This window comes from Dyella sp. AD56 (assembly GCF_002878475.1).
Classification (GTDB): domain Bacteria; phylum Pseudomonadota; class Gammaproteobacteria; order Xanthomonadales; family Rhodanobacteraceae; genus Dyella.
The window spans coordinates 151487-162221 of record NZ_NRDP01000024.1; the positions used below are offsets into that span (position 1 = coordinate 151487).

Annotated in this window: 11 protein-coding genes; 5 read left to right on the plus strand and 6 right to left on the minus strand. The window is 58.2% G+C overall.

Annotated elements, in window-relative coordinates; translation table 11 throughout:
- Nucleotides 1-543 precede the first annotated feature (543 nt).
- The 6 genes from DyAD56_RS16055 to DyAD56_RS16080 all read right to left on the minus strand — a co-directional run bounded on the left by DyAD56_RS16055 (nucleotide 544) and on the right by DyAD56_RS16080 (nucleotide 6222).
- Nucleotides 544-1677 carry a hypothetical protein gene (locus tag DyAD56_RS16055; protein ID WP_102303779.1) on the minus strand — a complete coding sequence of 378 codons (1134 nt, stop codon included), beginning with the start codon at nucleotides 1675-1677 and terminating at the stop codon, nucleotides 544-546.
- The gene (locus tag DyAD56_RS16060) at nucleotides 1674-4463 is read right to left on the minus strand and encodes a toprim domain-containing protein (RefSeq protein WP_146010546.1); all 2790 of its coding nucleotides are present in this window, start codon (nucleotides 4461-4463) and stop codon (nucleotides 1674-1676) included. Before DyAD56_RS16060 ends, DyAD56_RS16055 begins: the two co-directional genes overlap by 4 nt.
- Nucleotides 4464-4488: 25 nt before the next feature.
- Complete coding sequence (locus DyAD56_RS23655) at nucleotides 4489-4683, minus strand: hypothetical protein (protein WP_146010547.1); 195 nt, start codon at nucleotides 4681-4683, stop codon at nucleotides 4489-4491.
- A gap of 638 nt (nucleotides 4684-5321) precedes the next feature.
- Nucleotides 5322-5732 carry a hypothetical protein gene (locus tag DyAD56_RS16070; protein WP_102303782.1) on the minus strand — a complete coding sequence of 137 codons (411 nt, stop codon included), beginning with the start codon at nucleotides 5730-5732 and terminating at the stop codon, nucleotides 5322-5324.
- Nucleotides 5729-5983, minus strand: coding sequence for a hypothetical protein (locus DyAD56_RS16075; RefSeq protein ID WP_102303783.1), 255 nt, complete (start codon nucleotides 5981-5983; stop codon nucleotides 5729-5731). Before DyAD56_RS16075 ends, DyAD56_RS16070 begins: the two co-directional genes overlap by 4 nt.
- Nucleotides 5980-6222, minus strand: a complete 243-nt coding sequence (locus DyAD56_RS16080) for an AlpA family phage regulatory protein (RefSeq protein WP_102303784.1) — start codon at nucleotides 6220-6222, stop codon at nucleotides 5980-5982. The genes DyAD56_RS16075 and DyAD56_RS16080 overlap by 4 nt, the downstream gene beginning before the upstream one ends.
- A gap of 381 nt (nucleotides 6223-6603) precedes the next feature.
- Here DyAD56_RS16080 and DyAD56_RS16085 point away from each other — a divergent pair, with 381 nt between their 5' ends.
- The 5 genes from DyAD56_RS16085 to DyAD56_RS16110 all read left to right on the plus strand — a co-directional run.
- On the plus strand, nucleotides 6604-6855 hold the full coding sequence (locus DyAD56_RS16085; RefSeq protein ID WP_102303785.1) for an AlpA family phage regulatory protein: 252 nt from the start codon (nucleotides 6604-6606) through the stop codon (nucleotides 6853-6855).
- Nucleotides 6856-7113: 258 nt separating this feature from the next.
- Nucleotides 7114-8601: a site-specific integrase gene (locus tag DyAD56_RS16090; protein WP_102303786.1), complete on the plus strand. Its 1488-nt coding sequence runs from the start codon at nucleotides 7114-7116 to the stop codon at nucleotides 8599-8601.
- 18 nt (nucleotides 8602-8619) lie between these two features.
- Complete coding sequence (locus DyAD56_RS16095; protein WP_102303787.1) at nucleotides 8620-9735, plus strand: DUF3800 domain-containing protein; 1116 nt, start codon at nucleotides 8620-8622, stop codon at nucleotides 9733-9735.
- Nucleotides 9736-9757: 22 nt separating this feature from the next.
- Nucleotides 9758-10378, plus strand: coding sequence for a hypothetical protein (locus DyAD56_RS16100; protein WP_102303788.1), 621 nt, complete (start codon nucleotides 9758-9760; stop codon nucleotides 10376-10378).
- 173 nt (nucleotides 10379-10551) lie between these two features.
- The coding region (locus DyAD56_RS16110; protein WP_146010548.1) for a transposase at nucleotides 10552-10735 on the plus strand (184 nt) is incomplete at its 3' end.

Below are 10735 nucleotides of genomic sequence, written 5' to 3' on the forward strand. Positions count from 1 at the left end.
CACCGTCGTGGATGGTGGCTGCGACGGGGTTGGTGTTCGTCCACGAGGTCAGCTCGTAGTGACGGTGGCGCCTGGCTCCATCTACGTGGTCCGTCTGCGCTTCTCTTCCCGGTTCCAGCAACAGGGTGGCAGGGGTGGCAGCCTGCCACCCTTACTGCCACCCTGAAAAGCAGGACTCAAAGCCGTATAACTAACTAATTCTATTGACGAAAATTAGATTAATTATATAGAGGGTGGCAAAAGTGGCAGTAAAGAGAGGTATACGAGGAGGAGAGGTATGGGAGTGTTGTAGGGGTGCTATGTATGTGGATTGGTACACCTCCCTGATGCCCGTGCTTTGTATCTTGGGGTAATAGGTGTGCGGAGCTGCCACCCTGCCACCCTAGTGCCAATTTCTGGAATTATCGCAATAAATACAATACCTTGTGCCGGGTGGCAGCCTGGTGGCAGGCCTGGTGGCAGGTTGGCACTGCCACCCTCCATGCCCAATTGCGTGGTCGGTGGCGCCACCTGAGAGACGCGTGGGCAGGACGCCACCGCGCCTCACCACATCGGCCCGCCGGCCACCGTCGCTAGTGATGAGTTGCGCCCATGAAAAAGCCGGCGCATGGCCGGCTCGGTTTCAGTGGTGATGGTGGGCGATGCCGCCGTCTGTGCCGGCGCCATCGATGCCACCAGCCTTGCTCTCACCTTCCGCAGTGCGGTCACCATCGCATCACGCGGCGCACTACGATCGTAACCCCTGATGAGGATCTCCACGGCCTGGCCGATCGCCTGGAGCTGCGCCGCCCGGTCGTGAATCGGCCCGGCCGCCGCCGAATACACCTCGGCATGATCTGGGTGTTCCGCTGCAAACCACCTACCAAGCTCGGCGCGGATGTCCTGCAGCGCCCAGGTGATCATGCTGGTGGGGCTGGACGCGATCAGTGCATTGAGGGTCGACGCGAGCGCCAAGTGCTGTTCCATCGGCAAGATCTGCGCAGGGCTCGGCGCATCAGCCCTCATCAGCGTCCGTCCCTTTGGCGTCGTCACAGAGCCGGCAACCGATCTCCCACTCCACACGAGCGGCCCGGCCGCATCGATCCGGCCGATAGCTGCAGCCAACACCGCAGCTGTGGCCTCATCGCTGCACATGAGGTGCGGCAGGGCGACCGCACGCGGCCCCCACGCATTGACCCAGTCTGGCGGCAGGTACGCGATGCCGTTTCGCCTGCACCAGGTGGCGCGCGCGCCCGACGACGGCTCAGCTGAAGTAATGGCCGCCACCCATGCGCCGCTGTCGACATGCGCCCAGGCCGCCGCGATGACGCGGTTGTGGCCAGGCGTACCGTCGAGCGCCGTGTATGCGCGATCGATCTCCACCTCCGTCGCCGGCCGCATACCGGTATGCGCAAGAAAGCGAAGCATCCGCGCCGCACCTAGGACGCGATCACGTGCCGCAGCCTTGCCCTCCCCGACATCACGCAGCTCAATGCACCCTGTCGTTTCATCCATGAGCGCACCGCGCATGATGCCGGTCGTCTGCACCTGGTGGATGTTGATCATCTGCGCCAGCGGCATCGGCATCCCGACCTCCAGCACCTCGCGCCTGAACGCGCCTTGCCAGTACCACCGCGCGGAGATCTGCGCGGTGTGCCTGGTGCTGGACATGTCTTTCATCGATGTCTGGTTGCTCATGGGAAAATCTCGCTCTCGCTCGCAATGCTGCGTGCGCCGAAGCCGATCATGCTGAGCGGCAACCTGGTCACGTACTGGGGCTGGCCGCTGAACTTCAACCTGTTAGCCCTCGTCCCTTTCTCGGCGCCGGGCAGTCGCTCGAACGCGGCGCCAGGATCGGTCGCGAACGGCGTGCTGTTGAGAAGCCTTTTGATGGCGCTGGACGAGTTCCATAGGGCGAACTTGTTTCCATCCAGCGCTATGCCGCGCTGGCGCAGCTCCGTGCGCGCCTGCCGTGCATCGAGGCTGCGTCCCTCGACCTCCTCGTTCAAGGCGAAAGAGATCAAGTTGTGCACGGTGTGGCTGGTTCCGAGAACCGTGACGAACGCCCCCATCAACTCCTGGAGTGCGTTCTGCGAGTCGTCAGCTTCGGTGGCTTCTACGTGCTCGGACCAGTCAAAGGAATCCAGCCAGGCACGCGCATCGTCTTCGCTTGCCACCCCCGAGTTCTGCATCGACCATGCGCCACCCATCATGGCGCCGTACTGGTCGCCGTCGCGCTGGTTGCCAAACTTGTCCGCAGCAGCGCGGGTGAACGTGTCGACGTTCGCCAGGATGGTCGGCATGTTGTCGATCACGCGACGCAGCATGCGCCCGCGCAGGTCGGTGTCGCGCTCCAGCCAGTGGAGTTCCTTACTCGTCTGCTCCCATTGCGTGACCGCCTCCGGCACGCCGCGTGAGGTCTTGAGCGTGAGCAATGCCATGCGGTCTACGTCGGCCTTCCTGAGCGTGCCGACATAGATCGAGGCCAGGCAGAACATGGATCGCACGTGGAACGCCATGCCGCCGCCGGAAATGGTGCCCTTGAGCGTCTTGGCGTCGGATGAGCTGGATGATTGCCTGATCAACGACATCATGTTCTCGACGCGCTGCGTCTCCCGCTCGTCGTTACGTTCGGCCTCATCGAGCAGAACAGGAACGCTCGTGGAACCAAGGGCCTGGCGCACGCCGGACTCGGTCGAGTTGCCCTGGGCATACTGGCACGCGTGCTCGCCAAGTAGCGGGTAGATGTACTTCTGCATGATCGTCGACTTGCCGTTGCCCGCCGGGCCAGTCAACCAGACATGCGGACGCCACCGGAGCGCACCGCAGATGGGCGACAGGAACGTCCAGCCAGCCAGCAGGGCCGCCGATGAGTCGCGCTGCCAGCGGAACATCTTAGCGATGTCGAACAACTTGCGTCCCTCCGCATCGGTGAGAGCCGAATCGGATGGCGGAGGCAGCGGCAACGTCATCTCGTACACGTATCGACTACGGATCTTGGTCACATCGGTCGGGACGCCGTCGACGGACAGGTGATCACCGTGATGGAACACGTGACGGCCCGTGTCGATCCAGGCTCCGCCGGCACGCACGCGCGCACGGTCGTAGATGCCGCGACGGTGCGCGGTTTGGATGATGAAGTTGATCGCCATGTCGACATTGATACCTCCCTTTGGGCCAGCGAAGTGCGTTTCCCACCACTGGAGATCGCAGATCTCGATCAGGCAGGCTTTCGAGAACGAGCCGCGCGTGTATTCCATGATCTGCCGCTTGGAATGCACGAAAACAAAGTACGCCCCGTGGTCGTAGCCAAGGATCTCGAACCCCATCTCCCTCTCTAAAACACGGGCAGCTTCGTCGGCAGCGTCAGCCATAGTGGTCTGCTTAGCCTTCGCTGGCTGCTGCGTCGGCACATCATCGTCGCCGCCCTGCTCGCCCGTGTGCGCGTCCTGATCGGCGCTGTACTCCTCGTGCACCGGCTCGGCCTCATGCTCCGGCGGGTATAACGCGCAGTTGATCCAGGCCTCGACCGCGCCCGCGCCTTCGCGCTCGTGCAGGTCGTTGAAGTCGCCGCCCTTTGGCAGGCCGTCGACGTCCTGGAACTCAGGGATCGCCACCACGCCGCCCACGGCAGCAGCCGCCTTGCGCGCGTAGGTGACGCCTGGGTTATTGACCGGCGTGACGGTACCCCAGTCGTTATCTGCCGCAAACACGATGATCGCGTCCGCGTACTTTGCGCGGATGACCTTGGATGCGTGCAGCAGATTGCCGGTGTCGAATGCCACCAGCACACAATGGCCAGTGCACTCATGGACGGTGGCTGCCGTAGCGTAGCCCTCCGCCACGATGAACACTTTACGGCCATCGATCTCCTGGGGCTTGCCGATGACGTGAAACACGCCCTGGCGCTCACCGCTGCTCAAATATGTCTTGTCACGCTCGTCGTCGTGAATCTTGACTTTGGTCGGAAAGATGGCCTGCAGCGAACTGATGTCGGACTTGACGAGGCCATGCATCGGAACGAGGAGCGCGTTCTCGCACACCACGTATGGCTTGCCCTCCTCTGCATCCCATCCCCACCACTTCCCCACGCGCAGGCCGTGCGCCTTGATGCCCTTCTTCTGCAGGTACGGATGATCATCGGTCGCCTGCGCTGCTCGGTCCCAGATCTTCCGCGCGCGCTCGGCGGCATTGGCCTGGGCTTCCTTCATCGCAGCAGTTCGGTCGGCCTGCTTGCGCTTGATCTCGGCGCGATGGCGATCCCACTCCTCTTGGCTCATCGGCGCCACGCCGGCACCGGAAGACCATGTGCATTTCTCGCCGGTATTCCAGATGCCGAACGATGCGGACGGGTGATCGTCCATGAAGACTTTCAGGTAGCCGTTACGCTTGCCGCCCTTGCTCTTGGCCGTCTTGAAGCGCTGCCACCCGAGATGATGGATGTCTATGTCACCTGGCTCGGCGATGATGCCGATCGCACGCATGGCCGCGCTGATTTCCGCAGCGACGTCATGATGGTTTAGCACGTTCGTGCGGTTGTTTTTGATTGATCCGTTCGTTGAACTTGTCGATCCTGACATGTAAAATCATTTCCACAACGTTCCGCGTCACCCGAACCTCGCTGGCTGCAACCAGTGGGGTTTTTACTTTTGAGGCTCGGGCATTTTTTCTCTCGGCGGCCAAAGCGACCGGCGAGCGATCCACGCGAAGGGATCGCCCTTGAGTTTCGTGTCACGACTTTATTCGCGCGCGCAAAAAGAGCCGGGCGATGCCCAGCTCTCTTTCGTGGATTCGGTTTCGATACCTATTACACGGAGGTGGCCGCACCCATAGCAGCCACCTTCATGGCTGCGCGGCGCCTGGCCTGTCGCTCGCGATTGGCAGCCCGCTTTCGCTCAGCCTGATCGGGTGTAAGGTTTTCAACGCGATGACGCGCCCGGTACCCATCATCGCGATGGTATCGGGCTCGCTGCCACTCGCGCTGGTACTCGTTGTGTCGGGCTCGCTGCTCTGCAGTCATGTCGTGAACTCCACGGGGTCTCAGGATCTGCGCCGGCCGCCATCAACCGTCCAGGTCCGTCAATTACCTTCAAAGACCGGCGCTATAGGCCAATGCTGGCGTCACGACACATCCCGGTGCATCGGATACGGCGGTGGTACTGGTGGCGCCACCTTGATCACTGCTCAAGTTGAAGCCTGTCACGACCGTTGGCACTACGTCGGCAGGCTTGATCCATATTCAAGGCTAGCCTCTGCCCGCGCAGTGCTGTCGCCGCCCACTAGCCCCAGAAACGAAAAGTCCGCACAAGGCGGGCTTCTCGTCGGCGAGGTTTGCGGCCAGCTCAGTGCACGGAGCCGCCGGCCATGTTCTCCATGATGGTGCGCCGATCGCGGAAGGCGATGACCTCCTCACGAATGAACACCGCCGCCTCGCCTCCGATGTAGATGGGGCGCGGACACAAGGGGTCGAAACGCGGCATTGGGCGCAGTGTCATTTGCACGACATGCGCGATGTCAGTGCCGAGTATTTCCGCAGCCTCCGCCGCGCCGATCAGCTTGCGCGATTCTAGTTTGGATGCATCACCCAGGGACTGGCACCACGCCGCGTAGTCCTCCACGAGGTAGCCGCTGATGACCTCGCCCTCGGGGCCGGTGCTCTCGACAGGTCGCGGGAAGCCAGGGATGTCGCGCAGCGCGTCGGTACTGCAGCACAAGATGTTCGCGAGCTGCTGGGCGGTGAATACCTGGCTCATGCAGTCACCTGAGCGCCGGTGGTCTGCTCGCGCCGCCACGCCAACATGCGCTCGCCCAATATATGCGCTTCCGATTCATCCAGGGAATCGAACAGCAGCCGAAGCAGATCATTCGCGTTCGGATAGTGCCGCACAATGGCGTACTCCGGGGCGCACATTGCGTTGAACTGCGCCATTAGCGAATTCAGTTCCTTGATGCGCTCGTTCATGCGCCAGATAAGGTCCAGCTTGGTGTCGGGTGTCGCGCTCATGCGGGAACTCCCTGGGCGCTGGTGCGCTCGGCCAGCCACTGGTCGACAGATGCGGTGCTGTAGATCACGAAACGCTTGCCCAACTGGGTGGGCTTCGGGAAGTTGAGGGTCTCATCGGCCTGCCAGGCGTACAGGGTGCTGGCGCTGATGCCCAGGCGCTGGACAAGGTCGGCGATGCGCTCGAAGCCCTCAGGCGCCCGGCGCCTCGGCTTCTGCTCGGCTGTGACTTGCGTGTTCATCTTGGTTCCACGGTGGTTAGCAATTCCGAGATGGTGCTGTCACGACTTTCTGTCTCAAAGCCTGACGTCATCCATCGACGTGCGGTAATGCCCGTGGTTCTGAATTTTATGCCACGAAAAGCCCCCTGCAAGAGGCGCCATATCGATGGATGAACTCTCCAATGGGGGATTGGCGCGACTGCGTTAAGACGTCCATCTTCTGCTCCCTGATTACCTATCAGGTGACACCCGCCGCCCTCGCCGCGACGGGACTAGGTTTTCGCGGCGGGACTCGCCGCCGGGCCCATATAGGGCGCAGTGCGACGAAGCGGCCCCGGCGAATTGCTGCGAGAGAGAGTCGTGACATAACCATCGATAACCAGTCATTCACTGGTATTCCCCATGATCAACCCAAATTCACCCAATCCCGTGCCCCGCGAGCGCACGTTGATTCGCATCAACGACGTGGCAAGCTTGCTGGGTGTGACGCCCAGCTCTGTCCGCGACTATCTGGCGCGCATCCCAGAATTCCCAGAGCCGTTGCGGATCGGCGCATCACTTTTCTGGATCAAGCAGAGCATCGAGGAATACATCGATAGCCTGGAGCGGGCAGCGGCTGAGCGTTCTGCTAAGCGCAGGGCGAGCGCAGCTTAAGCACCCCCAAAGGGCGGCAGGTGGGCCCGTCATTGATGGGTCCATTAGCCCAAACGTCTCGCCGAGGTGACCAGAAGCCTTAAGGATACGGGAAGGGATATTTTGTGCGCACCACGGTCGAACAATGGCATAGCGATGCGGCTCGCGGGCCACAATTAGACTCCCGCCACCTCCACCAACAATTCGGCAGCTCTTTAATTTTTAAGAGAAAATTTGGTGCCTTCACTACCCCTCACGGGGTACCAATGAAGGTACCAAATGCCGAAACCTCTTCTGATGAACCGGAAAAGCGGACTTTACGTCCGTTTTTTTGTGCCCGTCGATTTGCAAGCACGAGTCGGTTCAAAATATTTGGTCCGAAGCCTTCAAGGTGTCCGAGCTGACGCAGCCCGATTGATGGCCGCTGCCCTGGGCTATGCTCTATCCAAAGCATTTGAACGACTGAGGATGGACCCGATGTCCGACCCGGATGACCTGCTAGACAAAGCAAAAGCAGGACTAGCGACCGGGAAGGTGTATGACATCGAGTTTCCGAATGGGCTCAAAATTCATACGAATGGGACCGATGCGGAACACCAGCGGGTACGAGAAACCATCGCAGATCTCACCCAAGCAGGTGCGTTCTCCTCTGCCCCTCCGATTGCACCTACTCATCCCAAAGCCGGATTGCTGTCCGAGCGTATCGAGAAATTCTTAGCTCAAATGAAGGGGCAGGAACGAAGTGAAACCAATCACTTCGATACTGCTTTCACTTTGAAGGTGTTCCTCGGACTGGTGGGCGATAAAGACTTGAGTGAAGTGTCACCAACGGACATGGACACCTTCATGGACGCGTTGGCCCATTGGCCCGCCAACGCCAGCAAGAAACCACAGTACAAAGGTCTGACGCCCAAGCAGGTGGTCGCCAAGGCCAAGGGTAACTCCGATAAAAAACTGGCACCACGCACCAAAGAAAAGCACCTCGACCGGTTGAGAGTGTTTTTGAAAAACTGCATGGACCGAAGGTTGATTGCCTACAATCCATGTGATGGGCTTCGCGTCACGGGCAAAGCTCAAGATGAAGAACAGACCAAGCAACCTTTCAACGAAAAGGACTTGAAGGCTCTGTTCGACCCAAGCCATATCACGCCCATCATGCCCCACAAGCATTGGATTCCAATTCTTGGCTTATACACGGGCGCCAGGCTCAACGAACTGGCCCAACTGCATGTCGAAGACATCGAGTGCATTGATGGAGTCTTCGGCATGCACATCAGACGCAAGGTCAAAAATCCAAGCTCAAGGCGCTTTGTGCCGCTTCGGCAAGAATTGCTCGACCTCGGGTTCATCGACTACATCGAGAGCGCCAAACAGGCCAAGTTTGAGCACGTATTCCCAGGCCTTCCTCAAGATGGCAACGGCCCCGGCGACCCTGTGGGAGATTGGTTCAACCGAACCAATCTCAGGAAAACATGTGGCATCAACGACCCGTCCAAGTCGTTTCATAGCTTCCGCCACACCTTTGCAAGCCTAGCCGAACGGTCAGGATTATCCGACCAACGCATAGCAAGGTTGACTGGTCATAGTTCGGGAAGCTCCGTTCTTCGACGGCACTACATCCAAGCATCGACCTTACAAGAACGCTTCGAGGACATCGGAAAAATTCGCTTTCCTGAGCTTTCCATCAAGGCGTTAAAAAAAGGGTTTTTCGAACCCTACTTCAAGCGGTTACGAGCGGTAGAAGCAAGAAAAGAGAGAGTCATCTGAAGAAATCATGGGGGGCGTATGGACGACCATCAGCCAGAAGGCAACCAGGAAGGTCCTGGCAAGAAGAAGCCAGAACTATCCAAAGAAGAGAAGCTTGCAAAAGAAAAAGCTCACTTCATGGAAAAATTCGCGGCGGGCGATACCAACCATGTGCAGACACGGGTTGCGTGGATACTCAATCGATACCCGGCCGCTCGAAACTCTGATGTGACCCTTCAAGTTCTCTACTGGCGAATATTTAACCGGGATCTTCTATCTGGTCCCAATACGGTTTCGCTGGAAAATCTCTACAAGCTCGCGCGTCTGACAGATATCGCAAGATCACGAGCGAAAATTCAGAACGAATATCACCTCTTCCAAGCATCTGAGGGCATTCGAAAGCGACGAGTGGTCAAGGAAGGTGAAGAAAGGGCCCGTCAAATTGATGACCAACCACCCATTCCGACGTTGACCGTCTATTCGGATGAGAGTGGAAAGACCGATAACTACCTCATTGTTGGTAGTGTCTGGTTCCTGCGGGGTGAAGACGTCCATAACGTAACAAGCGCATTGAAGGAATGGCGTGAGCGCACGGGCTTCAAGGACGAACTTCATTTTACAAAAATCAGTGACCGGAGCATCGACCGCTACTTGGAGGTCATCGATATTTTGGATGCTTTTGCAGCGACGATTAGCTTCCGAGCAATCACCATTGAGCGAAGAGGACACGCAGACATTCCAAGGGTCATTGATGACCTACTCCTGCACCTTCTAGTACGTGGTGTTAGACATGAGCATGAAAGTGGCCGCGCCCCTCTACCCCGGTCCCTAAGCATTTTCAAAGATGCGGAAGAAGAGGTAAGAGACAGGCTATCCGTTGCCAACTTGGAGCTCGACCTCAAGAACGTCGCGAGAGCCCAATTTAACAATGAGCTCCACATCTCTCTCGTTCACGCCATAGACTCGAAATCGCTGGTTCCAATCCAATTGGCAGACCTCTTCATCGGAAGCCTCAATCGACGGCTTAACGTCGCTCAGAACGGAAACCATGCCAAAGATAGGTTTGCCAATGCGTTTTTAGGACGATTTGCTGGGGACGGTGGGCAACAGCAGTACGACCAAGGCGGTGACATGACCGTCATCGATAAATTCTGAGAAGCGATTGGAAGGCACGTACATGAGCACTCATATCATCGTCGTCCACGTTGACGAGCTGTCATCAGAACCAGCCGAACAATTTGCCGAAGGCATCGCTCACCATGGCTTAGATGTACAAAGAATCGCACGACCGGCCCCTGGCCCTTATGCTGGCATGCAATGGTTGCTGCCCACGGCAGTCGTGCTCTTCTTCGGAAAATCCTACTTCGATGGGTTCCTCAAAGAGGCAGGCAAGGACCATTACAACCTGTTGAAGAAAGCGACGGCCAAACTCACGAAGGAATACATCGGCCCAGCAGCCAAAAAAGTCCTTGTGGTTTTTTCTAAGGGAAAGATTCAGTCCGGTGACCCGGAATACTCGCTAACGTACTCTGTGGTTGGAGAGCTCGATGAACGCGTCACTGCGAAACTACTTCTTGAGCCGCAACTATCCAATGATGAAAGTGCCGCAGCAGTTGCGGCCTTCTTGGACTTCCTGAAATCGTTTCATGATGGGGCGCTGGATGCCGACTCTATCAGCGGACTCAAAGAAGCTCCCATGATGGGTGGGAAGCTTCTTGTTCACTTCAATCAGGAATCCCAGAGACTAGAGGTCATAGCTCCTATCCCCGAGCATGTTCGGAACGGCCTTCCTACTTAGCCAGTCAAAATAAAACGCCCAAGCAATCAGACATCACAAAAGATGAGAGAAGGACGGTCTCATTCTCGTGAAGCCGTCCAACTGAAAAATAGACTAGTTGACCGGCGACGTCCCCCCGCTTTTGAGTAGCGATTCGATTTGGAGTCCAATCCCCCAACCGAAGGAGATTGGACGTGAAGAAGCGTTTTACCGAAGAGCAGATCATCGGCTTCCTGCGAGAGGTTGAAGCCGGCATGCCAGTCAAGGAGCAGTGCCGCAAGCACGGCTTCAGTGAGGCTTCTTATTACCTGTGGCGCAGTAAATTCGGAGGCATGAGCGTGCCCGAAGCAAAGCGACTGAAGGATCTGGAGACAGAGA